Here is a 23,372-nt window from a genome sequence, read left to right as displayed (position 1 = left end):
TCATCACTCGTTTGCTGCCACGATTCCCCCGGCTGCAGACGAGCCGGGCCCCAATCCCCCCGCTGCAGCAGTTCCAGCGCAGGCAAGGCGCTACCAAGCACCACTCCTTTGTACGCACCGACCTGGGCCGCGCACCAGTGGCCCGGGGCCCCCGCTGTGCCGCAACCCCGCGGCCAGGTTCTCTCCACCGTTCGTGAACCCCGCGACCGGTCGGAAAAGGAGTCCGCATGTCCCGCTACACCCATGCCCGGGTGACGATGGCCGCCCTGGCGGCCACCACCGCGCTGGTGGTGACCGCACTGCCCACCATGGCGCAGGCGGCCCCCCAGGCCCCCGCACCGGTCAGCCAGGCGGCTGCCGGCAAGGCTCAGCTGCTGTCCGACGCAGGCCAGAAGGGCGCGGGCCTGGTCCAGGCGCTCGGCCTGTCCGGCCAGGAGAAGCTGATCGCCAAGGACGTCGTGGTCGACGCCGACGGCTCCCGCCACCTGCGCTACGAGCGCACCTACGGCGGACTGCCGGTGCTCGGCGGCGACATGGTGGTCCACCAGACCGCGGGTGGCGTCACCAAGGGCCTGGACCGGGCCTCCACGGCCTCGCTGGCCGGCGTCTCCACCACCCCGGCGCTGGCCGCCCCGAAGGCGCAGGCCGCCGCGCTCGCCGCCGAGCAGGGCTCCAGCCTGGACACCGCGCCGCGGCTGGTCGTCTGGGCCGCAGGCAACGCGCCGACGCTGGCCTGGGAGACCGTGGTCTCCGGTGTCGAGGCGGATGGCACCCCGATGCGCACCCACGTGGTGACGGACGCTCAGTCCGGCGTCGTGCTGCACAAGTTCGAGGGTATTCAGAAGGGCACCGGCCAGGGCGTCTTCGTCGGTAACGTCACCATCGGCACCACGCTGTCGGGCTCGACGTACCAGATGAAGGACGCGCCCCGCGGTGGGATGTACACCACCAACATGAACAACGGCACCTCCGGAAACGGGACCCTGTTCACCAAGGCCACCGACGCCTGGGGCAACGGCCTGGCCAGCAACAAGGAGTCGGCCGCCGTCGACGCGCACTTCGGTGCGGCGGCGACCTGGGACTACTACAAGAACACCTTCGGCCGCAACGGCATCCGCAACGACGGTGTCGGCGCCTTCAGCCGGGTCCACTACGGCAGCAACTACGTCAACGCCTTCTGGGACGACCAGTGCTTCTGCATGACGTACGGCGACGGCTCGGGCAACAACGCCCCGCTGACCGCGCTGGACGTGGCCGGCCACGAGATGACGCACGGCGTCACCTCCAACACCGCCAACCTCACGTACTCGGGTGAGTCCGGTGGCCTGAACGAGGCCACCTCCGACATCTTCGGCACCATGGTGGAGTTCAACGCCAACCTGGCCGCCGACGTGCCGGACTACCTGATCGGCGAGGAGATCAACATCAACGGGGACGGCACGCCGCTCCGTTACATGGACAAGCCCTCGAAGGACGGCTCGTCCAAGGACGCCTGGTACTCGGGCATCGGCGGCGTGGACGTCCACTACTCCTCGGGCCCGGCGAACCACTTCTTCTACCTGCTGTCCGAGGGCAGCGGCGCGAAGGTCATCAACGGCGTCAGCTACAACAGCCCGACCACCAACAACATCACCGTCACCGGCATCGGCCGGGACAAGGCCGCGGCGATCTGGTACCGCGCGCTGACGGTCTACATGACCTCCAGCACCAACTACGCCCAGGCCCGCACCGCCACCGAGAACGCGGCCAAGGACCTGTACGGCGCGGGCTCGGCCGAGGTCATCGCGGTCGGCACCGCGTGGGCCGGCGTCAGCGTCGGCAGCGTGCCGCCGAACCCGGGCGCCGTCACCGTGACCAGCCCGGGCAACCAGTCCACCAAGATCAACACCGCGGTGAGCCTCCAGGTCAACGCGAGTGGTGGCACCGCCCCGCGCACCTTCACCGCCACCGGCCTGCCGGCCGGCCTGTCGATCTCGTCCTCGGGCCTGATCACCGGCACCCCGACCGCGCTCGGCACCTCGAACGTGACCGTGACCGCGAAGGACGCCGTCAACGCCACGGGCTCGGCCAGCTTCACCTGGACCGTGACCGACACCACCAGCACCTGCACCCCGGCGCAGCTGCTCGGTAACGCCGGCTTCGAGTCCGGCGCCACCGTCTGGACCACGACCTCGGGCGTGGTCGACAACGGCACCAGCAAGCCCGCCCGCACCGGCTCCTACAAGGCCTGGCTGAACGGTTACGGCTCCGCCCACACCGACAGCGCCAGCCAGACCGTCTCCATCCCGGTCGGCTGCAAGGCGACCCTCGGGTTCTACCTGCGGATCGACACCGCCGAGACCGGCACCACCGCCTACGACAAGCTCACCGTGACGGTCAACGGCACCGCCCTGAAGACGTACTCCAACGTCGACAAGACGGCCACCTACACCCTGCGCACCTTCGACCTCTCGGCCTACGCCGGCCAGACGGTCACCCTGAAGTTCAACGGTGTCGAGGACTCGTCCCTCGCCACCAGCTTCCTGATCGACGACACCTCGATCACCACCAGCTGACCCTGCGTCAGTAGCTGAACTCCGGACCCCGGCTGCCGCGAGCAGCCGGGGTCCGGCCATTGCCGTTCCATCTGGTGAGATGTTCGAAACCGCCCGGCAACATGAAACGTCGCCGAAACACGGGCGTCCGCAACCGGTAATCCGTTCCGTCCAGACTCCCTCCCACCAGCGCACACACCCCACCCACGGTGCGCGGTTCGGGAAGGCTCCACATGCTCCTCGCTGACACCCCCGCCGGGCTCGACACCGGCGACACCGCCTGGCTGCTGGCCAGTACCGCCCTGGTCCTGCTGATGACCCCGGGGCTCGCGCTGTTCTACGGCGGTATGGTCCGCACCAAGAGCGCGCTCAACATGATCATGATGAGCTTCGTCTCGATCGCGGTGGTCACCGTGGTCTGGCTGCTCGCCGGGTACTCGCTCGCCTTCGGCCCCGACCTCGGCGGGCTCGGTCTGATCGGCGGCCTCGACCACCTCGGGATGGCCGGGATCACCCCCGCCTCGCTGACCGGCAAGGTACCCACCCTGCTGTTCGCCACCTTCCAGCTGACCTTCGCGATCATCACTGCCGCGCTGATCAGCGGCGCGGTGGCGGACCGGGCCAAGTTCGGTGCCTGGGTGGCCTTCACGGCGGTCTGGACCTTGCTGGTCTACGTCCCGGTCGCGCACTGGGTGTTCGCCCCCGGGGGCTGGATCCTGTCCAGGCTGGGCGCGCTGGACTTCGCCGGCGGCCTGGTGGTCGAGGTGAACTGCGGGGCCAGCGGCCTGGCCCTGGCACTGGTGCTCGGCCCCCGGCTCGGCTTCAAGAAGGAGGCCATGCGGCCGCACAACCTGCCGCTGGTGCTGCTCGGCGCGGGCCTGCTCTGGTTCGGCTGGTTCGGCTTCAACGCGGGCTCGGCACTGGGCGCCAACGGCACCGCTGCGGCCGTACTGCTGAACACCCAGGCGGCGGGCTGCACCGGCCTGTTGGGCTGGCTGCTGGTGGAGAAGAAGCGGGACGGTCACGCCACCACGCTCGGCGCCGCCTCCGGCGCTGTCGCCGGACTGGTCGCGATCACCCCGTCCTGCGGCAGCGTGGACCTGCTCGGCGCGCTGGTGATCGGCCTGGTGGCCGGCGTGGTCTGCTGCTACGCGGTCAGCTGGAAGTTCCGGTTCGGTTATGACGACTCGTTGGACGTGGTCGGCGTGCACCTGGTGGCCGGGGTGATCGGCACCGTGCTGATCGGCGTCTTCGCCTCCGCCGTGATGACGGGCGGCGCCACCGGTCTGCTGCACGGCGGGTTCAGCCAGATCGGCAAGCAGCTGCTGGCGGTGCTGGTGGTCGGCGGCTACGCGTTCGGCGCCACGTACGGGATCGGCAAGGTGATCGACCGGGTGATGGGATTCCGCGCCTCGGCCGAGCACGAACTGACCGGCCTGGACCTCGCCGTGCACGCCGAGACCGCGTACGATCACGGCGTCCTGGGCCACGGCAGCGCCGCGTCCCACGCCCCCACTGCTGTGAAGGCCCCCGTCGCATGAAGCTGATCACCGCCGTCGTCAAGCCGTTCAAGCTGGACGAGGTCAAGAACGCGCTCCAGGCTCACGGCGTGCACGGACTGACCGTCACCGAGGCCAGCGGCTACGGCCGTCAGCACGGTCACACCGAGGTCTACCGGGGTGCCGAGTACCGGATCGACCTGGTGCCGAAGGTCCGGATCGAGGTCGTGGTGGAGGACGAGGAGGCCGACGTGGTGGTCGACGCCATCGTCGAGGCCGCCCGGACCGGCAAGATCGGTGACGGCAAGGTCTGGGTGGTGCCGGTGGACACCATCGTCCGCGTCCGGACCGGGGAGCGTGGCCCGGACGCGGTCTGACGGCCCGTCGGTTACCGGGGCGGGATGCGGCCGGTAAGGCCGGCCAGGTCCTTGCCGTCGGCCCAGGTCCGCTTCGGGACCTGGAACTGCCAGCGGGGATCGAGGACCATCGACTCCAGCACGGCGAGCCCGATCGGCGGGACCAGCCGGGTGACCTCGGTCCCGGCAATGCCGGAGCCCTGGCCACTGATGGTGCCGGTGCCGGCGGTGATCCGGACCACTACGCCGTCCGGGCGCCGGACGTGCACGTTCAGGCCGTACTGCCCGCTCGCGCCGGTGGCGGTGACGACGCTCTGGATCCGGCTGCCGTCCACCAGTATCCGGGCGCCGCACGAGGCCGGCAGTGCTCCGGTCGGTCGGGCGGTGTCGCCCTGGGCCGAGAACCCGTCACAGCCGAAGGCCGGGAGCATGGCCGCGCTGCTCTCCAGCGTCACCCCGACGGTGGATGCGCCGTGGCCGTCGTCGTAGTCGACGTAGAAGTTGACGTGCTTGCTGCTGTTCCCGCCGGCCGGCCACAGCGGATCGTCGAAGTAGCTGAACTTGGCGCCCTTGGGGAGCAGGTCGGCGAGGATCCTGAACATCGCCTCCGCACTGACCGGAACCGTCGGCTCGTCGGTCTTGCCGGGAACCGGGGGCGGTACGACCGTCGTCGCCGGTGATGCTTTCGGTGACGCAGACACGGACGCCGACGCCGACGCCGACGGTGTCGGGCTCGACGGGGTCGGGTCGGCCGCGACGGTGAGCGTCGAGCCGCTGTCCCGGGCGGGCCACTGGGTCACCGCCGTGGTGGTGGCCAGCGCGGCCACCGTGAGGGCGGCGGCGGTGATCCGCAGGCGGCGGTGCAGTCTGCGGCGGCGGCCGAGCCGGTGGCTTTCGGCCACCAGCACTGCCACCGGTGGGTCGATCTCTCGGGCCGCCCGGTCGAACAGCCGGTCAATTCCGGGGTCGCGTTCCATGTCCCTTGTCCTCGTTGTCGGTTGGCTGGTTCACGGGCGGAGCAGGAGTTCGTGGTCGTCGCCCAGGGCTTCCCGGAGTTTGGCCAGCGACCTGGTGGTGAGGCTCTTCACCGCACCGGGAGAGACCTCGAGCAGCTCGGCCACCGCCTCGACGCTGTGGTCCTCCAGGAAGCGCAGCACCACCACCGCCCGGTTGCGCGGCGGCAGTTGGGCCAGTGCGGTGACCAGGGTGAGGCGCAGGTCGGTACCCCCGTGCCCGCCTGCCACCTCACCCTCCGGCAGGTCGGCCGAGACGATCTCGCCGGAGCGGCGGAGCCGTCGGTGCGAGAGGTACATGCGCAGCAGTACCTTCCGCGCGTAGGCGTCCAGCCCCGGCTCGTCCCGGCCGCGCCGTAGTCGGCCCCAGACCACGAACATCTTCGCGAGCGTGTTCTGCACCAGGTCCTGTGCCAGGTGCCAGTCCCCGCACATCAGATACGCGATCTGGAAGAGCCTCCTGGCTCTGCTGCTTGCGAACTCCTCGAACTCCATACCCCGCCCCGACCGGTCGTTCCTGCTGACGTCACCAGTACCGACGCCCCGACGCCCGGATAGGTATCACGTCAGCTCCGATCACGAGGAGCGGGCGACGGTCAGGCCCGGGCCAGGTAGCCGTTGTCGATCAGCCAGAGGACGGAGAGTCGGGCCGGGGCGCCGGGGACGTGCCGGGCGTCCAGCTGGAACTGCCAGCCGTAGCCGGGCTGGCCGAACCACGGGGCGATCGGGCCCGCGTCCACGGTGAACGGCCGGATCACCTTGTACACGTGGTAGTTGCAGGGGGCGGCCGGCTCGCTGTCCAGGCTCTGCGGCGGGATCGCCCGGGTGGCGTACGGGAGGCCCTCGGGGGCCAGGTAGGAGCCGTACTCGCTGCCGTAGCGGTCGATCCGCTGGCCGGTGCCGAGGGTCTGCTGGATCTCGATCGGGGTGCCGTCGGGCCGGGTGACGTAGCCGTCGGCGGGCGGGTAGCGCCAGTAGCCCGTGGCGGCGTCGTAGTAGCGGTCGAAGAACTCCTGCTCGGTCAGCCCGCCGGTGCGCTGGTAGCCCCAGAGCTGGCGGCCGACCGGGCCGGTGCTGGGGAGCAGCTCGGGGCCGAGCCGGCGGTCGCCGTGGAAGTCGGCGGTCGAGCACTCCGAGGAGGTGGTGGCGGCGGCGGTGTCCACCAGGACGGTGCCGGTGAGCAGGGTGGCGGTCATGCCGATGGCGGCCAGGGCCTGACGGATCCTCATGCGGTTGCGCTCCAGGGGTGATCGTACGAATACGGACGGTGATCATCGAAGCGGTGGCGGTGGTTCCGCGTCAACCGGGACGCGCGGATCTGGCCGGTACCCGCCGGAGGTGACCGATCTGTTGCCTTGGCGAGTCTTGACGGAGGGTCGGGCCGGCCGTAGGTTCAGCGCGTTGCAAGTTTCCAGCAAGTTTCAGTGGTCTTGCAGCAAGAGGCACTCCCCTCACGCTGACGGTGCATCACCGGCGCGTCCCCGGAGCGGGATCGGCACCCCACACGGCCGTCCCGGCTCCGCCCCACCCACCTGCCGTGCCCACCCGCGCTCCCCCTGCGGGTGAACCCAGGCTGCCCACCCAGCCCCCTGGAGACACCGTGGTCACCACATCCCCCCGCCGCCGCGCGGTCGGCGCAGCCGCCGCCTCGGCCGCCCTCGCGCTCTCGATCGGCACCGGACTCTCGCTCGCGCCGACCGCCCAGGCCACCCCGCCGGGCACCAAGGACGTCACCGCCACGCTGTTCGAGTGGCGCTTCGACTCCGTCGCCAAGGCCTGCACCGACACCCTCGGCCCGAAGGGCTACGGCTTCGTCGAGGTCTCGCCGCCCCAGGAGCACATCCAGGGCAGCCAGTGGTGGACCTCCTACCAGCCCGTCAGCTACAAGATCGCCGGACGGCTCGGCGACCGCACCGCGTTCCAGAACATGACGAACACCTGCCACGCCGCGGGCGTCAAGGTGATCGCCGACTCGGTGGTCAACCACATGTCGGCCGGCTCCGGCACCGGGACCGGCGGCACCAACTACACCAAGTACAACTACCCCGGCTACTACGGGGACCAGGACTTCCACTCCTGCCGCTCGGCGATCAGCAACTACGGCGACCGCTCCAACGTGCAGAACTGCGAGCTGGTCAACCTCTCCGACCTCAACACCGGCTCCGCGTACGTCCAGCAGACCATCGCCAACTACCTGAGCGACCTGCTCTCGCTGGGCGCCGACGGCTTCCGGATCGACGCCGCCAAGCACATGGCCGCCACCGACATGGCCGGCATCAAGGCGAAGATGAGCAACCCGAACGCCTACTGGGTGAGCGAGGTCATCTACGGCGCCGGCGAGCCGGTCCAGCCCTCGGAGTACACCGGCGTCGGCGACGTGGACGAGTTCCGCTCCGCGACCTGGCTGAAGAGCGCCTTCAACGGCGGGAAGATCGCCGACCTCGGCGGCTGGGGCAGCGGCCTGCTGGGCAGCTCGCAGGCCCGTACCTTCGTCGACAACTGGGACACCGAGCGCAACGGCTCGACCCTCACCTACAAGTACGGCTCCGCCTACACGCTGGCCAACGTCTTCCTGCTGGCCCACCCGTACGGCTCGCCGAACGTCTACTCCGGCTACGCCTTCGACAGCAACGACGCCGGCCCGCCGAACGGCGGCACCGTCAACTCCTGCTACAGCGACGGCTGGAACTGCACGCACGCCTGGCGCCCGGTGGCCAACATGGTCGGCTTCCGGAACGCGGTGACCGGCACCGGCATCACCAACTGGTGGTCCAACGGCAACAACGCGATCGGCTTCGGCCGGGGCGACAAGGGCTACGTGGCGATCAACCGGGAGAGCGGCGCGGTCACCCAGACCTTCCAGACCTCGCTGCCGGCCGGCGTCTACTGCGACGTCCAGCACGGTGACTTCGCCGCGGGCAGCTGCTCCGGGGTGACGTACACGGTCGGCTCGGACGGGAAGTTCACCGCCACCGTCGGTGCGGGCGACTCGGTCGCGCTGCACGTCAACGCCAAGGGTGGCAGCACCGTCAGCCCCTCGCCGACCCCGACCGGCACCAACTCGGCGACCGTCTTCTACAGCACCAACAAGAACTGGGCCGCGTACTACCTGCACTACGCCCCGACCGGCGGCAGCTGGACCACCGCGCCCGGTGTCACGATGGACGCCGCCTGCACCGGCTGGGTGAAGAAGACCGTCGCCCTCGGCAGTGCGACCGGCCTGGCCGCCACCTTCAACAACGGCTCCGGCACCTGGGACAACAACAACAGCGCCAACTACGCGCTGGGCAGCGGGAACGTCACGGTCAAGGACGGCGTGGTCGGCAGCGGCGACCCGTGCGCCACGGCCACCGCGAGCCCGACCGCCACCACCTCCGGTGCGGCCTTCGCGGTGAACGCCACCACGACGACCGGCCAGAGCATTTACCTGGTCGGCAACAACGCCGCCCTGGGTGCCTGGGACCCGGCTGCCGCCCTGCTGCTCTCCTCGGCGAGCTACCCGGTCTGGAAGCTCGACGTCACGCTGGCCGCCGGCACCTCGTTCGAGTACAAGTACATCCGCAAGGACGCCGCCGGCGCGGTGACCTGGGAGAGCGGGGCCAACCGCACCGCGACCGTCCCGGCGAGCGGGAAGGTCGCGCTGAACGACACCTGGCGGAGCTGACCGGCCCGACCGGTCCGCCTGACCCGCCTGACCCGCCGTCAAGACCGGCCGGTCGCTCCCACCCCAGCGCACGGGGACGGGAGCGACCGGTCACGGCTGCCGGGGCGAAACCCCCCGATCGAGTGGTGTCTCCAGTGGCGCGCGCCACGGGAGGCAGACGCCACGGGAGCATCGGAGGATGGGCAACACCTCCGCCATCCTCGACCTCCAGCTCCACGGCGGCCGTTGGGACGGCCACCGCAAGCGCGTCAGGTCCGTCGGGCCGCCGCCGTCACTGCGGATGGCGCTGCGGGCCGAGCTGCCGGTGATCGAGGTGGGGGAGTACTGGCCGACCACCAGTGTCTACCGTCTGACGGCGGACGGACCGGTCCCGTGCTACCGGCACTGGCAGGACGAGTAGGGGCCAACCGGCCGGCCGCCGGCGCAGGTCAGCCCCGGCCGATGTACGGCATGGTGGTGGCCAGCACGGTGGCGAACTGGACGTTGGCCTCCAGCGGGAGTTCGGCCATGTGCCGGACGGTGCGGGCCACGTCGGCGACGTCCATGGTGGGCTCGGCGGCGATCCGGCCGTCGGCCTGGCGGACGCCGGTGGACATCGCGGCGGTCATGTCGGTGGCGGCGTTGCCGATGTCGATCTGGCCGCAGGCGATCCGGTACTGACGGCCGTCCAGCGAGAGGGACTTGGTCAGGCCGGTGACGGCGTGCTTGGTGGCGGTGTAGGCGATGCTGCCGGGGCGCGGGGTGTGCGCGGAGATCGAGCCGTTGTTGATGATCCGGCCGCCCTGCGGGTCCTGACGCTTCATCAGGCGGAAGGCGCCCTGCGCACAGAGGAAGGCACCGGTCAGGTTGAGGTCCACCACCGCGCGCCAGTCGGCGACGGTGAGGTCCTCCAGCGGGGTCGGCGGGCCGAAGGTGCCCGCGTTGTTGAAGAGCAGGTCGATCCGACCGAAGTGCTCGGCGGTCGCGGCGAACAGCGCGTCCACCGCCGCCGGATCGGTCACGTCGGTCGGGACGGCGAGCGCGCCCGGCCCGGCCTCGGCGGCCACCGCGTCGAGCGGCTCGGCCCGGCGCCCGGCCAGCACCAGCCGCCAGCCGTGGGCGGCCAGCTCCAGCGCGACGGCGCGGCCCACGCCGCTGCCTGCTCCGGTGACGACGGCGACCTGCTGCGGCATCTGCTGTACTCCTCGACTGGGACCGGCCTCGACTGGACGGCCCCTCGATGATCGCGCACGGACGGACCGGCCGTCACTTGTCGAAGCGTCCAGCGAGTGAGCGGGGCGGCGCCCTCCGAGTGATGGGAAGCACCGGCCGCCGAACAAGACGGCCGGAGGCGACTGGTCGGCCTCGCTAGAGTGTCCGAAAGGAGGCAGTCATCGTGCAGAACCGGAACGGCCGGCCCCAGGGCCTGGTCACGGCAGGACAGCGGGCCCAGCTGATGCGGCAGGGCAACGCCTCCGCGGTGCTGCGTGCCGTCCTCGCGCACGGCCCGGTCTCGCGGGCCGAGATCGCCCGGCACACCGGGCTGTCCGCCCCCAGCGTCACCAAGCTCACCGCCTCGCTGATGGAGGTGGAGCTGCTCAACGAGCTCGCCCCGGTGGAGCCCACCCAGGGCCGCCCCCGGGTGCCGCTCCGGGTGGACGGCGACCGGATCGTGGCGCTCGGACTGCACATCGGTCTGCTGCGGACCACCTTCGGCCTGGTCGGTCTGGACGGCAGCGTGATCGCCGAGCGCGAACTCCCGCACCACGAGCTGCCCGACCTCTCGCCGGCCCGGATCACCGAGCAGGCCGGCCGCGCCGTCCGGGCCTTCCTGGCCGAGAAGCTGGACGGCCGCCGCCTGGTCGGCACCGGCGTCAGCATCGGCGGCTGGGTGGACGGCGCCAGGGGCAGGGTGGTCGAGCACGGCCCGCTCGGCTGGCGGGACGTCAACTTGCCGGCCCTGCTGGCCGACAGCCTGCCCGGGCCGCTGGTACTGGAGCAGACCGTCCGCGCCATCGCCCGGGCCGAGCTGTGGTTCGGCGCGGGCCGCGAGGTCGACGACTTCGTGCTGGTCATGATCGGCAACGTGCTGGGTGCCGCGATCGTGGTCGACCGCACCGTGCACCGGGGCCCCGGTGCGGCGGCCGGCGCGATCGAGCACCTGCTCGCCACCGACGACCCCGAGGCGGCGCGCTGCCCGGTCTGCGGCGCGGGCTGCCTTAACGCCACCGCCTCCGACACCGCGCTGGTGGCCAGGGCCCGCGAGCTCGGGGTGATCCCGGACGACCCGGCGGACGGTGCCGCGCTGGCCCTGGAGCGGCTGGTCGCGGCGGCCCGGCCGGCCGGTTCCGGCACGGGCGACGAGCAGGCGCAGGACCTGCTGCGGACCCGGGCCCGCCGGGTCGGGCGCGCGGTTGCCACCATCGTGGACCTGATCAACCCCAGCCGGGTGGTGCTGGCGGGCGGCATCCTGGTCGCCGACGAGTACCTGGACGAGCTGCGCACCGAGGTCGGCCGCCGCAGCCACCGGGGCCTGGCCGTCGCCGACGACATCGTCCCGGCGGTGTTCGGGGCCCGGACGCTGGTCCGGTCCTCGGCGGTGCCGGTGCTGGAACAGGTGATCACTGAGCCGTTCAGCGCGCTCGGCCTCCTCCAGGACCGACCGGCCAAGCCCGTCTGACCCGCCGTCGAGCGGTGTGACAGTGGTCACGCTGCCACCGGCCGGCCGTCGGCCGGTGCCGTGGTGAAGAGCCGTACGCAGGCCGTAGGGACCGGTTCGTGCACGCCGGACGGGCTGGTCATGGCCTCGTCGGAGGTCCGCGGCCCGTCGTCCGGCGGGGGCCCACCCCCGTCGGATGACGGGATGTCAGTGGGTGGGGGCGAAAGATCGCAACCGGCCTTCCCCGCACCTGCGTCGTAGGATTCCGGACGGCGCACTTGCCCCTTCGGGCCGTGACGCTGACCTGGGCCGGTACCTCTGGTGCCCCGCCCCGGCCTCACCTCGGGGCCACCGTCCTGGCCGGTCCGCCCGGACGAGAGACCGGTCGGAGAGAGACCTTGCCGTTCAAGCGCAGCCGTACCGCCCTGTCCGTCGTCAGCGTGCTCGCGCTCGCCCTGGGCCTGGCGGCCTGCGGGAGTGAGGCCGGCTCGGACCGGCCTGCGGCCGCCGACGGTGGGAAGGGGGCCGCGCCGTCGGCTGCGAAGAGCAGCACGCCGCCGAAGCCGACCAAGGTGCTGATGCCCACGGGGCCGGAGGCCGAGTTCAAGAAGATCCGGGACACCGCGGCCGGGCCGATCAGGGCGACCACGCTGACCGGCCCGAAGTCCGGAGTCACCGCCAAGGTCTGGGTCTGGCTGCCGCCGGAGTACAACGACCCGAAGTACGCCAAGACCGGTTTTCCGGTGCTCACCCTGTACGCGGGCGGCCAGAGCGCGAACTACAACACCTGGACCGACAACCAGCTGCCGATCCAGGAGATCGGCGCGGAGATGTCGAAGGCGGGCAAGGCCCACCCGTTCATCATGGTGATGCCGGTGCAGAACCTGGACACCAACGAGGCCAAGGCGCTGGAGTGCAGTGACATCCCGGGCCAGCCGAAGATCGGCACCTGGATGGCGCAGGACATCCCGGACTTCGTCCGGGCCAACTTCCGTACCGTCAAGGGCCGGGACGGCTGGGGCCTGATGGGTGCCTCCACCGGCGCGTTCTGCAGCGCCAAGCTGGCCCTCCAGCACCCGGACGTGTTCAAGGCCGCGGTGCCGATCGACGGCTACTTCAACCCGGACTCCCCGCTCTGGAAGGGCCACGAGGCGGAGCGCCTCGCCAACAGCCCCGGCGAGCTGATCACCAAGGGCGCGGACGTCCGGATGCTGGCCACCGCGGGCGGGGCCAACCCGAACGAGCTCAAGGTGGTCAAGACGTGGGTCGCCAAGGCGGCGGCCCCGACCACCGTCGAGTACTACGAGCAGCCCGGCGGCAAGCACCTCACCACAGACTTCAAGAAGATGATCCCGGCCACCCTGGAGTGGCTGACCAAGAACCTGGCCGGGCCGGAGCACGACTGACCGCCCGTCAGCGGCGGCAGGCCGCTGACCTGCACGTCAATCAGACATTGATTCGACTCTGATGGTCTGTCACCACCCTGGAGACCCGAGCCGGGGCGCCGCGACTGCGGCGCCGCACCGGCCCTGTCTCAGCCAGTCGTGAAGAGAGTGCCATGCCCAGCCACCTGCTGCCCGTCGAATCCCCCAAGGTCCCCGCCCAGCCGGGCGAGGGGCGCAAGGTGCAGCCCGCCGTCGAGGCGATCCCGTTCGCCGGGCTGCGTCTGGTGCACGCCGCGCTCCGCCGCGATCTCACCCGGCTGCCCAACGCCCTGCGGCTGCTCCAGCCCGAGGACACCGCCACCGCCGAGGCGGTCCAGCGGCACTGGGACTTCCTCACCGCGATGCTCACCTGCCACCACGAGCAGCAGGACACCCGGCTGTGGCCGCTGCTTCGCCGCTTCGCCCCCGAACTCCGGCTGCTGCTCAACTGGCTGGAGTCCGACCACCACAACCTCGACCACTCCTTCACCCGGATCACCACGCTGGTCCGGATCGCCACCAGGGACCCGGCCAGCGCCTGGTCGGTGGCGTACGCGGTGGAGGAGCTGGCCGCCCGGCTGGAGACCCATCTGCGGATCGAGGAGCGGCAGTTGCTGCCCCGCCTCGACGGCATCTTCCCGGCCGGATCGCGGATCGGCACCCTGCCCGAGCTGCTCGACCTGCTCCGCGCGGCGGACGGGCCCAACACCTCGGACGCGCTGGTCTGGCTGCTGGAGGGGGTGGACCCGGTGCAGATCGACCGGCTGCTGGCCGACTGCGACGACTCCACCGCCCGGCACTGGCCGCACTGGCGGGACACCTACGCCCGGTGCACCGACGAACTCTGGGGCCCGCAGTCCTGACCGGGACCGGCAGTTGGCTTGATAACGTCCACGGATGCCTCCGTTCTTCGAACCGCAGCTGCTGACCCGTCTCGGCCAGGCCCGTAAGGTGCTGATCGCCGGGGCGGGCGGCGGCTTCGACGTCTACGCCGGTCTGCCGCTGGCCCTCGCGCTGCGCGCGGCCGGACGTGAAGTCCACCTGGCCAACCTGTCGTTCAGTCACCTCTACGGCCTGGACGCCGGGGTCTGGCTGGAGCAGGAGGTGGCGGAGATCCGCCCCGACACCAGCTCGGCCGAACCGTACTTCCCGGAACGCACCCTGGCCCGCTGGCTGCGGCTGCACGGCATGCCCGACACCGTCTGGGCGTTCGCCTCGGTCGGCGTCCAGCCGTTGCGGGCCGCCTACCGGGCGCTCTGCTCGCACCTCGGCATCGACGCGATCGTGCTGGTGGACGGCGGCACCGACATCCTGATGTGCGGCGACGAGGCCGGCCTCGGCACTCCCGAGGAGGACATGGCCAGCCTGGCCGCGGTGGCCGGGATGCCGGAGATACCCGTCCGGCTGGTCAGCTGCCTGGGCTTCGGCGTGGACGCCTACCACGGCGTCAACCACTCGCTGGTGCTGGAGAACCTGGCCGCCCTCGACCGGGAGGGCGGCTACCTCGGCGCCTTCTCGCTGCCCCGCGACAGCCGGGAGGGCAGGCTCTACCTGGACGCCGTCGAACACGCCAGGGCCGCCTTCCCCGAGCACCCCAGCATCGTCCACGGCTCGGTCGCGGCCGCCCTGCGCGGCGAGTTCGGCGACGTCCGGTTCACCGACCGGACCAAGGGCGCCCAGCTCTTCGTGAACCCGCTGATGACCCTGTACTTCTCGGTCACCGTCGAGGCCCTGGCCGCCCGCAACCGCTACCTGGACCGGATCGAGCGCACCCACCTGATGCGTCAGATCAGCACCGCCATCGAGGAGTTCCGCGACACCCTGCCGCAGCAGCGGCCGCCCCGGATGTTCCCGCACTAGCCCTTGCGGGCGGCTGCCAGGATCTTCACGACGGTGTGGAAGAAGCGCGAAGTGCCTTGGCCCCGGTAGGACTTGGGGAACATGGTGGCCGGGTTGACGGTCCGACCGTCGCGCAGGTGCAGGACGGTGCAGGCGGCGCCCGGGGTGGCGGAGACGATCTCCCAGTCGCCCTTGGGGGAGCGGACCGGGAACTCCAGGTCGGCGGGCAGCGGTTCGGAGAGGAAGACCACGCAGAGCCGGACCTCGGGAGTGACCTCGATGCCCGCGAAGGGGTCGGACTCGACCAGCTCGGCCACCTCCTCGACGGTGCGCAGCATCACCGGGACGGCGTAGCCGAGGGCCTGCTCCAGGTGCTGCTCGATCCGGACGGTCAGAGCGGCGCGGTCGGTCTCGTCGGTGCTGAAGAAGACGTTGCCGCTCTGGATGTACGAGCGCACGTCGTCGAGCCCGAGCTCGGCGAAGAGCGCCCGCAGCGGCTCCATCTTCACCGTCCGCCCGCCGACGTTGACGGCCCGCAGGAACGCGATGTACGTGGTGGTCCCGGTCATGGCGCCAGTGTCGCAGCAGCCACTGTCAGCGGCCGCTGGGACACTGGTCGGATGACGACCTGGCAGGATTTCGAACGAGAGGCCCCGGACTTGGCGCCCGCGGTACGCGCCCGGTTCGAGGCGAACCGGCACCATGTGCTGGCCACCCTGCGCAGAGGCGGGGCACCGCGGGTGAGCGGCACCGAGGTGCAGTTCATGGGCGCGGATCTGACCATCGGCTCGATGTACGGCGCACTGAAGGCCCTCGACCTGCGCCGGGACGGCCGGTTCGCGCTGCACAGCAACCCCTCCGACCCGACCATGGCCGGCGGCGACGCCAAGATCTCCGGCCTGGCCCACGAGCTCACCGACGAGATCGAGCTGAGCGGGTACGTCGCGGAGCTCCCGTCGGCACCGCCGCCAGGCCCGTTCCACGCCTTCCGGCTGGAGCCGACCGAGGTGGTGCTGACCGAGGTCGAGGACGACCAGCTGGTGATCCGCTCCTGGCGGCCGGGCGAGGACGTGCGGACGGTCCGGCGGAGCTGACCCCGGCCTGACCCGACGTCAGCCCGGCAGGACGGCGCGCACCGCCTCCGGCGTCCGGGCGACCACCGCGTGACCGTCGTCGGCCGTGATGATCGGCCGCTGGATCAGGATGGGGTGTTCGGCCATCGCCGCGATCCAGCGGCCCCGGTCGGCTTCGGTCCGGCTCCACTGCTTCATGCCCTGTTCCTTGGCCACCGGCTCGTCCAGCCGGGTGATGTCCCAGGGTTCGAGCCCGAGCCGGGTGAGCACCTGCTCCAGCTCGGCGACGCTCGGCGGGTCCTCCAGATAGCGGCGGACGGTGTACTCGGCCTTGGCCGCTTCCAGCTCGCCGAGCGCGCTACGGCACTTCCCGCAGCGCGGGTTGATCCAGATCTCCATCCGGCCAGCCTACTAAGGAAGCCGGGGCTGACCAGCCACCACGGCCCGGCCGGGAACTCGGCGGCCCACCGTGCGGTTGAGTGGGCAGTGCCTGCGGGAGGGGTGGGGATGGACGGCGAGGAGATCATCGGACGGCTGCTCGGCGAGGAGGGCCGGGCCGACCCGTACCCCCTCTACGCCCGGGCGCACGAGCTCGGCCCGGTGAGCGAGGCGGGGCCGAACATGGTGCTCGTGGCCGGCCACCGCGAGGTCAACCAGGTGCTCCGCTCCACCGCCTTCCACGTCCCGGACGCGGCGCTGCGCGAGCGCTGGGAGGACGGCTATCTGGAGCACAGCTCCAAGGTGCTGCTGGGCGCGTCAATGCTGGAGACCAACGCCCCCGACCACGGGCGGATGCGCTCGCTGATCGCCTCGGTGTTCACCGCCCGCCGGGTGGCCGCGCTGGAGCCCGCCGTGGTCGCCGCGGTCGACGGGCTGCTGGGCGAGCTGGCCGAGACCGGTGCCGACGGCTCCCCGGTCGACTTCATGGACGCCTTCGCCTACCGGCTGCCGGTCGGGGTGATCTGCGAGCTGCTCGGTGTCCCGGCGGCCGACCGGGCCCGGTTCCGGCCGCTGGCCGACGACCTGACGGCCGCGCTGGAGCTGATCGCGTCCGATCCCGAGCTGGCGGCGGCCGATGCGGCCGCCGACGAACTCGCGGACTACTTCACGGTGTTGGCGGCCAGGCGGCAGGCCGAGCCGGCCGACGACCTGGTCAGCGCGCTGGTCCAGGCCGCCGCCGCCGATCACGGGCGGCTGTCCGGGCGGGAGCTGCTGGCCAATCTGGTGCTGCTGCTGGCCGCCGGGTTCGAGACCACCGCCAACCTGCTCGGCAACGGCCTGGCGCTGCTCTTCGACCACCCCGCCGAGCGGGCCGCCGTGCGGGCGGGGGAGGTCACCCCGAGCGGCCTGATCGAGGAGGTGCTCCGGTACGACTCGCCCGTGCAGCTCACCTCCCGGATCTCGCTCAGCGACGAGCTCTCGGTCGGCGGTGTCCCGACCCCGTACGGCACCGGCATCCACCTGCTGCTCGGGGCCGCCAACCGCGACCCGGCCCGCTACCTTGACCCGGAGCGGTTCGACCCCCGCCGCACGGACAACCAGCCGGTCAGCTTCGGCGGCGGCCCGCACTTCTGCCTCGGGGCCCAACTCGCCCGGCTGGAAGCCACGGTGGCACTGCCCGCCCTGCTCGACCGGTTCCCCGGCCTCGCCCCGGCCGGTCCGCCGACCCGCCGCAGCCGGCTGGTCCTGCGCGGGTACCGGACTCTGCCGGTCACCCTCCGCTGAGCCTTCCGCCCAGGACGTACGGGACTTTGGTCCACTGCGCCTGGCCCTCCCGTCGGCGACCATGGAGCGGTATGCCCTCGGAGGTCCACTGTGTTCACGCCGCGCCAGCACGCCACCGCTCCGGTCGGAGCGCTCAGCCGGGTCCGGACCCCTCGCTGGGTCAGGGCCCTGCCGGTGCTGCTGGTGGCCGTCGACCTGATCGCCGAGTACGCCGCCTCCGCCCATATCGCGGCCGGTTTCCCGCTGGCCGTGCTCCCGGTCCTGGTCGCCTTCGGCTACGGCCCCGGTGCGGTGGCGCTGAGCACCGTCGGCGCCGTGGCGCTGCAGGGCGCGATGGCCGAGCGGGTCGGCCACCTCACCGAGCAGCACCATGTGTGGATCTATCTCGCCACCGCGCTGGCCGGCGTCCTCGGTGCCGTGCTGTCCTGGCAGCGGAACAGGCAGGAGCACGACCTGGTCCAGGTCCGCTCGGTCGCCGAGGCACTGCAACGCACCGTGCTGCACCCCGTACCGCCCCGCAGCGGTGGTCTGCGCACCGCCGGTCTCTACCGGGCGGCCCAGGCCGAAGTCCCGATCGGCGGCGACCTCTACTCGATCTGCGAGACCAGGTACGGCACCCGGGTGCTGCTCGGCGACGTCCGGGGCAAGGGCCTGGACGCCGTCCGCACCGTCGCCGACCTGCTCGGCGCCTTCCGAGCCGTCGCCGACGAGACCGAACACCTCAACGACCTGGCCGACCTGCTGGACCGTCAGCTCCAACGGGTCGCGGGCGACCGCGACGACCAGGAGCTCTTCGCCACCGCCACCCTGCTCCAGCACGACCCCGGGACCGGCCGCTGCCTGCTGGTCAACCGGGGCCACCACGCCCCGCTGCTGATCGGCCCCGCCGGGGTCCGGGCCGTCGACGCCCCCGAACAGCTCCCGCTCGGCCTCGGCGGCCTCAGCCTCGCCGCTCCCGCCGCCCCGGTCGCCTTCACCCTGGAGCCCGGCCACACCCTGCTGCTCTACACCGACGGTCTCAGCGAGGCCCGCGACCCGGCCGGTGCCTTCTATCCCGTCGCCGAGCGCCTCACCACCCTCACCGCCCTCCCCGGCACCGACCCGGAGCACCTGGTCACCGCCCTGGACGAGGACGTCCGGACCCGCTGCGGCCCGCTCACCGACGACCTCGCGATCCTGGCGCTGACCCCGGTTGGTCCCGGGTCCGACGCTCCGTCAGACTGACCCGGTGCAGCCCGACGACTCCGCCCTGATCCCACCGATCCTGCCGATCCCTCCGGACCGGCCGAGTCTGCTGCGGTGCCGCCGCTGCGGCCGTCCGCTGCACGACCCGGAGTCCCGGATCCGCCGGCTCGGCCCGGGCTGCCGGGGCCCCGAGGACGGCACGCACGTCCTCCCCGGCGAGCAGGACCCGCTGTTCTGAGGGTCACTCCCGGGCATAGGCGGCAGCGACCAGGCCGACCACTCCGACGGTGAGCACGGTGGCGATGAGGAACTTCCAAGTCTTCGTCATGCCATGCCAAACGCCCGCCCCCACCAGGGGAAACGTCCTTTCACCCGGGCGGCCGCTCGGTTCGTGCACCGATGGGAGCGAGGGCCGGGCCGGCTCGGGAAGCGACGCCCGGGGGAGCGGTCGTACCGTGGACGGGGGCCCACCGAGAGGAGGCTGCGATGCCCGGTTCGATGGCCATCAGCCACACCGATGCGCTCGTGATGCTCAGCCACACCGATGCGGAACAGCTGGCGACCGTGCTGCAGGAGATGTCCGGCCTGCTGGAGCAGCCGGGCGGGGACCGGCTGTCCGACGCCCAGGCCGAGGCGCTGTGCGAGGGGAAGATGCGCCGGGACGAGCTGACCGAGTGGTCGCGGAAGCTCTCCGGCTACCTGCGGGATCACCTCTGACCTGCCGCTGACCCGCTACCGGTCCGCCGCCCTGGTGGCTGGGGCGGCGCGACCGGTTGCGGGTGCGACGGGCGGCGGGGCACCGCACGATGGGCGGTGACCGCAGGCGGAGCGCGAGGAATGAGGGCGCAGGGTGCTGGACGACGCCTCCTCGCGCCGGACCCAGGACCTGCTGCGGCAGTTGCTGGACGGTACCGAGGCGGGGGTGGTGGTCTTCGACCCCGAGCTCTGCTTCCAGTACGTCAACCCCACCCTGGCGCGGATGAACGGCCTGGCCGCGGCCGAGCACATCGGACGCCCCGTCAGGGAGGTGCTGCCCGCCTCGACGCGCGGGAGGACACCCTGCGGCAGATCCTGGCGGACGGCATCCCCCGCGAGATCACTTCCAGCGGTCACACCCTGGCCGGCTCGGACCGCCCGCGTCGTTACTGGCACGCGGCCTACCACCGGATCGAGGAGGACGGCCGGGTGGTCGGCCTGGTGGGCATCCTGGTGGAGGTCACGGACGCCCAGGAGCAGCAGCGCAACCTGGAGCGCGCCCGGGCCCGGCTGGCCGTGCTGGACCAGGCGGCCACCGTCATCGGCACCACCCTCGACATGGACACCACCTGCCAGGAGCTGGCGGCGTTCCTGGTCCCGGGGCTCGCGGACGCCGCGACCGTGGAGGTCCTCCCGCACGAGGCCGACCCCGGTGCCCGCCCCGTACCGCCCGGCACCCTGCGGCTGCGCCGGGCCGGGATGGACGCCACCCCCGGACTGCTGGCGCGGGTGCGCAGCTTCGGCGCGCCCGGCGAGTACGTCGACTACCAGCCCGGGTCCTCGATCCAGCGGTGCCTGGAGTCGGGCCGCCCGATGGTCGACAACGTCTTCACCGACGCCGAACTCAGCCGGGCCGCCCCCGCCCCCGACCGGGTCGACGCCTACCGGGCCAGTGGTCTGCACTCCGCTCTGGTGGTCCCGCTGTCCTGCCGTGACAAGCCCGTCGGCACCGTCACCCTGCTGCGGGCCGAGGGTTCGCCGGCCTTCGACGCCGACGACGTCGCCACCGCGCAGGACCTGGCCCGCCGGGCCGCGATCGCCCTCGACAACGCCCGCCGCTACACCGCCGAGCACCACATCGCCCTGGAGCTCCAGCAGGCGCTGCTCGCCGCACCGGGACGGCCGCACCCGGGCCTGGACATCGCCACCCGCTACCTGCCGTCGGGGGCCAGCGCACTGGTCGGCGGGGACTGGTTCGACGCGATCGCGCTGCCGCAGGGCAGGACCCTGCTGGTGATCGGCGACGTGATGGGCCACGGCGTGCAGGCGGCCGTGGACATGAGCCACTACAGCTCGATGCTCAAGGTGATCGCCCGTCAGCAACCGGCCCCGCACCTGATCCTGGACGCCCTCGACGCGCTGATGGCCGAGGCCGCCGCCGAACGCCCGGCAACCTGCCTGCTGGTCCTCGCCGACCCCGTCCGCGGCGAGTGCACCTACGCCAGCGCCGGTCACCTGCCACCCGCCGTCGTCGAGGCCGACGGCAGCACCCGCCTGCTGCACCTGCCCACCGGTCCGCCGCTGGGCGTCGGCCTCGGCGGGCACACCTCCCTCACGGTGCCCTGCGGGCCCGGCCGCACCCTGCTGCTCTACACCGACGGCCTGATCGAACGCCGGGGCGAGGACATCGACGTCTCGCTGGACCGCCTCACCACCCTCCGCGTCGTCCCCGGCACCACACTGACCGAGATCGTCGACCACACCCTGCACCGGCTCACCACCCCCGGCACCGCCACCGAGGACGACATCGCCATCCTGGTCGCCCGCTTCCGGCAGGCTCAGTGAGCTGCCGGCGTTGCGGCGGCGAGCTGCGCGCCCCGGCCCGGCGCGAACCCCTCACCCGCGTCCGCCACCTTCGCCCGTCGGCGAAGTTGTTCGCCGCCGTCGTGGACTGGCCCAGCGGGCCGAGCACCAGGAACAGCGTCGGCATCAGCGCGACCGGTCACCACTGCGCCCAAGGCATGGTCCAGCCACTCAGGCCGTTGGCGGGGTCGAGCGGCTCCTTCTTGATCGAGTTCCGGATGATCACGACGTCGCCGATCAGCGAGGCGGCGTAGACCTTGCCGGCGGGGGAGTTCTCGTCGCCCTCCAGGGTGTCGACCATCCCGATGCAGCCGTGGCTGATGTTCGCGTGGCCGGCCTTTCCGACGGCCTGCGGGTTGCCGTGCAGGTAGGTGCCGGAGTTGGTCAGGCGCATCGCGTGCGGCTCGACGGCCTCGTAGCCCTCGCCCACGAGGTTGGTCTGGCCCTCGGAGGTCATCTTCTCCATCCGGCTCATGGTCGAGATGACCATGGTGCCGTTCCAGGACGGGTTGTCGTTGGTGCCCGCGACGATCGGGATGGTCTGCTGGGGCTTGCCGTCCTCCTTGACCACCATCTGGTGGGTGCGGGCGTCGACCTCGCTGATCCGGGAGCGGGCGATGGTGAAGTGCTCGTCGCGCTGGGTCGCGCCGTACACGCCGGGAGCGAGTTCCACGCTCTTGGTCCGCAGGTGGACCTTCACCGTGGTGCCGGGCTTCCAGTACTCGGCGGGGCGCAGGTCGAGTCGGGTGTCGTTCTCGAACCAGTGGCCCTTGACCTCGGTGCCGTCCGAGGCCTCGACGGCGATGGCCTTCTCGGCGTCCTTCTTGTTCTTGACCTTCACGCCGAAGTGGACCGAGATGATCATGCCGACGCCGAAGTTCCGCCCGGTCACCACGTTGTCCTCGACCGTGGCGGTCTTCTTGGGGGTGAGGGTGGTGAAGGCGGAGGTGGCGGTGGTCGCCACGCCGTCGGCGTCCGCCGCCTTGGCGTTCACCCTGTACGTCGAGCCGACCGAGAGGCCGCCTGCGGCCGGGGTCCAGGTGAGGCCGCCGGATGCGATGGCGCCATCGACCGGCTTGCCGTCCTTGTCGGTGACCGTGACCTCGGTCAGCTTGCCGCTCGCCACCGAGACCTTGACCGCGCCCGGGGCCACGTCCTGCGCGCCGTCCTTGGGCTCGATCGACAGCAGGGCAGCGGACGTCTTCACCGCGGCGCTCGTGCCACTGGCGCCCGATCCGCCGGAGTCGCCCCCTGCGACGCCCTCGCCCCCACGGCACGCGGCCAGTAGCAGAACCCCGCTCAGCGCCGCGCCCACCATCGAAATCCGTCGCACGACGGCCCCCCTCCATCGGATCTTCCGGAAGGTACACGCGCTGACGGGCGCTCAGGTTTCAGCCGAGAGCCTCGAACCGTGTCACGAATTCGCACGGATGGAACTCGGCTGCGCACTGCGGCGCGGTTGCCCGCAGGCGTCCCGTTCATCTGTCGGCTGATGAACGGGACGGTGGGTGCGGGGTTGGTCAGAGGCCGACGGTGTACGGCACCGAGTTGCGGGCGCTCTTGCTGATCCGGGTCAGGTCAGCAGGTGGAGTTGCCCGTACGGAAAACCGCTCGGCCACGCTCCGGCAGCCCGCACCCGATCGCGATCTGCGTGGATCAGGCAGGTCAGTGCTGCAGGGTGAGGACACCGGGACGCCACGGCAGTTGGTCGTAGGGGCCGCCGGCGGTGGGGGACTTGCCCTGGTAGAGGAGTTGGAGGTTGCAGGGGTCGATGGTCATGGTCTGGTCGGGGTTGTTGCGGACCAGGTCGCCGTGGGTCATGGTCTGGTCGGGGTTGTTGCGGACCAGGTCGCCGTGGCTGAT

General features: G+C 71.6%; 23 protein-coding genes and 1 pseudogene. 16 read left to right on the top strand and 8 right to left on the bottom strand.

Going from position 1 to position 23,372, the window contains the following annotated elements:
• Positions 1-227 precede the first annotated feature (227 nt).
• The 3 genes from ASC99_RS23420 (at position 228) to ASC99_RS23410 (ending at position 4,410) form a co-directional block, all read left to right on the top strand.
• Entirely contained in the window at positions 228-2,555 is a 2,328-nt protein-coding gene (locus ASC99_RS23420; RefSeq protein ID WP_057235239.1) for a M4 family metallopeptidase, read from the top strand.
• Between the two features lie 212 nt (positions 2,556-2,767).
• Positions 2,768-4,075, top strand: coding sequence for an ammonium transporter (locus ASC99_RS23415; protein WP_057235237.1), 1,308 nt, complete (start codon positions 2,768-2,770; stop codon positions 4,073-4,075).
• Positions 4,072-4,410: a P-II family nitrogen regulator gene (locus tag ASC99_RS23410; RefSeq protein WP_057235235.1), complete on the top strand. Its 339-nt coding sequence runs from the start codon at positions 4,072-4,074 to the stop codon at positions 4,408-4,410. The genes ASC99_RS23415 and ASC99_RS23410 overlap by 4 nt, the downstream gene beginning before the upstream one ends.
• Positions 4,411-4,421: 11 nt before the next feature.
• Here the strand turns inward: ASC99_RS23410 and ASC99_RS23405 are convergent, their stop codons facing one another.
• The 3 genes from ASC99_RS23405 to ASC99_RS23395 form a co-directional block, all read right to left on the bottom strand.
• Complete coding sequence (locus tag ASC99_RS23405; protein ID WP_057235232.1) at positions 4,422-5,366, bottom strand: hypothetical protein; 945 nt, start codon at positions 5,364-5,366, stop codon at positions 4,422-4,424.
• Between the two features lie 30 nt (positions 5,367-5,396).
• Positions 5,397-5,897, bottom strand: a complete 501-nt coding sequence (locus tag ASC99_RS23400) for a SigE family RNA polymerase sigma factor (RefSeq protein WP_057235230.1) — start codon at positions 5,895-5,897, stop codon at positions 5,397-5,399.
• 101 nt (positions 5,898-5,998) lie between these two features.
• Positions 5,999-6,631 carry a TNT domain-containing protein gene (locus ASC99_RS23395; protein WP_063857158.1) on the bottom strand — a complete coding sequence of 211 codons (633 nt, stop codon included), beginning with the start codon at positions 6,629-6,631 and terminating at the stop codon, positions 5,999-6,001.
• Positions 6,632-7,002: 371 nt separating this feature from the next.
• On the opposite strand from ASC99_RS23395, the gene ASC99_RS23390 reads away from it, so the two are divergent.
• Both ASC99_RS23390 and ASC99_RS23385 read left to right on the top strand, forming a co-directional pair.
• Complete coding sequence (locus ASC99_RS23390; RefSeq protein WP_057235228.1) at positions 7,003-9,066, top strand: carbohydrate binding domain-containing protein; 2,064 nt, start codon at positions 7,003-7,005, stop codon at positions 9,064-9,066.
• A gap of 178 nt (positions 9,067-9,244) precedes the next feature.
• Entirely contained in the window at positions 9,245-9,466 is a 222-nt protein-coding gene (locus ASC99_RS23385) for a hypothetical protein (RefSeq protein WP_057235226.1), read from the top strand.
• 28 nt (positions 9,467-9,494) lie between these two features.
• Here the strand turns inward: ASC99_RS23385 and ASC99_RS23380 are convergent, their stop codons facing one another.
• Positions 9,495-10,238, bottom strand: a complete 744-nt coding sequence (locus ASC99_RS23380; RefSeq protein WP_057235224.1) for an SDR family oxidoreductase — start codon at positions 10,236-10,238, stop codon at positions 9,495-9,497.
• 203 nt (positions 10,239-10,441) lie between these two features.
• Here ASC99_RS23380 and ASC99_RS23375 point away from each other — a divergent pair, with 203 nt between their 5' ends.
• The 4 genes from ASC99_RS23375 (at position 10,442) to ASC99_RS23360 (ending at position 14,988) form a co-directional block, all read left to right on the top strand.
• On the top strand, positions 10,442-11,725 hold the full coding sequence (locus tag ASC99_RS23375) for an ROK family protein (protein WP_057235222.1): 1,284 nt from the start codon (positions 10,442-10,444) through the stop codon (positions 11,723-11,725).
• A 377-nt stretch (positions 11,726-12,102) separates the two neighbouring features.
• On the top strand, positions 12,103-13,110 hold the full coding sequence (locus tag ASC99_RS23370) for an esterase family protein (protein WP_057235220.1): 1,008 nt from the start codon (positions 12,103-12,105) through the stop codon (positions 13,108-13,110).
• Positions 13,111-13,262: 152 nt separating this feature from the next.
• Positions 13,263-13,991 carry a hemerythrin domain-containing protein gene (locus tag ASC99_RS23365; RefSeq protein ID WP_057235218.1) on the top strand — a complete coding sequence of 243 codons (729 nt, stop codon included), beginning with the start codon at positions 13,263-13,265 and terminating at the stop codon, positions 13,989-13,991.
• A 34-nt stretch (positions 13,992-14,025) separates the two neighbouring features.
• A complete protein-coding gene (locus tag ASC99_RS23360) occupies positions 14,026-14,988 on the top strand; it encodes a DUF1152 domain-containing protein (protein ID WP_057235216.1) in 963 nt (320 codons plus the stop codon).
• Here ASC99_RS23360 and ASC99_RS23355 read toward each other — a convergent pair.
• A complete protein-coding gene (locus ASC99_RS23355; protein ID WP_057235215.1) occupies positions 14,985-15,536 on the bottom strand; it encodes a DUF1697 domain-containing protein in 552 nt (183 codons plus the stop codon). The two genes, ASC99_RS23360 and ASC99_RS23355, sit on opposite strands and share 4 nt — an antisense overlap.
• Positions 15,537-15,587: 51 nt before the next feature.
• On the opposite strand from ASC99_RS23355, the gene ASC99_RS23350 reads away from it, so the two are divergent.
• Complete coding sequence (locus ASC99_RS23350; protein ID WP_057235213.1) at positions 15,588-16,061, top strand: hypothetical protein; 474 nt, start codon at positions 15,588-15,590, stop codon at positions 16,059-16,061.
• Positions 16,062-16,079: 18 nt separating this feature from the next.
• Here ASC99_RS23350 and ASC99_RS23345 read toward each other — a convergent pair whose 3' ends face one another.
• Positions 16,080-16,439: an arsenate reductase family protein gene (locus ASC99_RS23345; protein WP_057235211.1), complete on the bottom strand. Its 360-nt coding sequence runs from the start codon at positions 16,437-16,439 to the stop codon at positions 16,080-16,082.
• 108 nt (positions 16,440-16,547) lie between these two features.
• Here ASC99_RS23345 and ASC99_RS23340 point away from each other — a divergent pair, with 108 nt between their 5' ends.
• From ASC99_RS23340 to ASC99_RS23320, 6 genes and pseudogenes are all read left to right on the top strand, one after another.
• A complete protein-coding gene (locus tag ASC99_RS23340) occupies positions 16,548-17,765 on the top strand; it encodes a cytochrome P450 (RefSeq protein WP_057235209.1) in 1,218 nt (405 codons plus the stop codon).
• A 90-nt stretch (positions 17,766-17,855) separates the two neighbouring features.
• Complete coding sequence (locus tag ASC99_RS23335; protein ID WP_057235206.1) at positions 17,856-18,989, top strand: PP2C family protein-serine/threonine phosphatase; 1,134 nt, start codon at positions 17,856-17,858, stop codon at positions 18,987-18,989.
• A gap of 4 nt (positions 18,990-18,993) precedes the next feature.
• Positions 18,994-19,188: a DUF6011 domain-containing protein gene (locus ASC99_RS23330; RefSeq protein WP_057235204.1), complete on the top strand. Its 195-nt coding sequence runs from the start codon at positions 18,994-18,996 to the stop codon at positions 19,186-19,188.
• Between the two features lie 248 nt (positions 19,189-19,436).
• Positions 19,437-19,667, top strand: coding sequence for a hypothetical protein (locus ASC99_RS23325; RefSeq protein ID WP_057235202.1), 231 nt, complete (start codon positions 19,437-19,439; stop codon positions 19,665-19,667).
• A 133-nt stretch (positions 19,668-19,800) separates the two neighbouring features.
• Positions 19,801-19,950, top strand: a pseudogene (locus ASC99_RS42185) (hypothetical protein); the annotation flags it as partial.
• Between the two features lie 185 nt (positions 19,951-20,135).
• On the top strand, positions 20,136-21,491 hold the full coding sequence (locus ASC99_RS23320) for a PP2C family protein-serine/threonine phosphatase (protein ID WP_235502789.1): 1,356 nt from the start codon (positions 20,136-20,138) through the stop codon (positions 21,489-21,491).
• A gap of 157 nt (positions 21,492-21,648) precedes the next feature.
• Here ASC99_RS23320 and ASC99_RS23315 read toward each other — a convergent pair whose 3' ends face one another.
• Both ASC99_RS23315 and ASC99_RS23310 read right to left on the bottom strand, forming a co-directional pair.
• On the bottom strand, positions 21,649-22,716 hold the full coding sequence (locus ASC99_RS23315; protein ID WP_235502788.1) for an Ig-like domain-containing protein: 1,068 nt from the start codon (positions 22,714-22,716) through the stop codon (positions 21,649-21,651).
• A gap of 458 nt (positions 22,717-23,174) precedes the next feature.
• Positions 23,175-23,372: non-reducing end alpha-L-arabinofuranosidase family hydrolase (locus tag ASC99_RS23310; protein ID WP_255359270.1), on the bottom strand; the 198-nt coding region annotated here is incomplete at its 5' end.

Origin of the sequence: Kitasatospora sp. Root107, assembly GCF_001424875.1 — a bacterium.
GTDB lineage: Bacteria > Actinomycetota > Actinomycetes > Streptomycetales > Streptomycetaceae > Kitasatospora.
Note: the sequence above shows the minus strand (reverse complement) of the source record. Positions and strands in the feature narration are given on the sequence as shown.

Bases quoted from the DNA above. Each gene is read 5' to 3' on its own strand.
- ASC99_RS23420 (WP_057235239.1), top strand. From the start codon at position 228: ATGTCCCGCTACACCCATGCCCGGGTGACGATGGCCGCCCTGGCGGCC.
- ASC99_RS23415 (WP_057235237.1), top strand. From the start codon at position 2,768: ATGCTCCTCGCTGACACCCCCGCCGGGCTCGACACCGGCGACACCGCC.
- ASC99_RS23410 (WP_057235235.1), top strand. From the start codon at position 4,072: ATGAAGCTGATCACCGCCGTCGTCAAGCCGTTCAAGCTGGACGAGGTC.
- ASC99_RS23405 (WP_057235232.1), bottom strand. From the start codon at position 5,366: ATGGAACGCGACCCCGGAATTGACCGGCTGTTCGACCGGGCGGCCCGA.
- ASC99_RS23400 (WP_057235230.1), bottom strand. From the start codon at position 5,897: ATGGAGTTCGAGGAGTTCGCAAGCAGCAGAGCCAGGAGGCTCTTCCAG.
- ASC99_RS23395 (WP_063857158.1), bottom strand. From the start codon at position 6,631: ATGAGGATCCGTCAGGCCCTGGCCGCCATCGGCATGACCGCCACCCTG.
- ASC99_RS23385 (WP_057235226.1), top strand. From the start codon at position 9,245: ATGGGCAACACCTCCGCCATCCTCGACCTCCAGCTCCACGGCGGCCGT.
- ASC99_RS23380 (WP_057235224.1), bottom strand. From the start codon at position 10,238: ATGCCGCAGCAGGTCGCCGTCGTCACCGGAGCAGGCAGCGGCGTGGGC.
- ASC99_RS23365 (WP_057235218.1), top strand. From the start codon at position 13,263: ATGCCCAGCCACCTGCTGCCCGTCGAATCCCCCAAGGTCCCCGCCCAG.
- ASC99_RS23360 (WP_057235216.1), top strand. From the start codon at position 14,026: ATGCCTCCGTTCTTCGAACCGCAGCTGCTGACCCGTCTCGGCCAGGCC.
- ASC99_RS23355 (WP_057235215.1), bottom strand. From the start codon at position 15,536: ATGACCGGGACCACCACGTACATCGCGTTCCTGCGGGCCGTCAACGTC.
- ASC99_RS23350 (WP_057235213.1), top strand. From the start codon at position 15,588: ATGACGACCTGGCAGGATTTCGAACGAGAGGCCCCGGACTTGGCGCCC.
- ASC99_RS23345 (WP_057235211.1), bottom strand. From the start codon at position 16,439: ATGGAGATCTGGATCAACCCGCGCTGCGGGAAGTGCCGTAGCGCGCTC.
- ASC99_RS23340 (WP_057235209.1), top strand. From the start codon at position 16,548: ATGGACGGCGAGGAGATCATCGGACGGCTGCTCGGCGAGGAGGGCCGG.
- ASC99_RS23325 (WP_057235202.1), top strand. From the start codon at position 19,437: ATGCCCGGTTCGATGGCCATCAGCCACACCGATGCGCTCGTGATGCTC.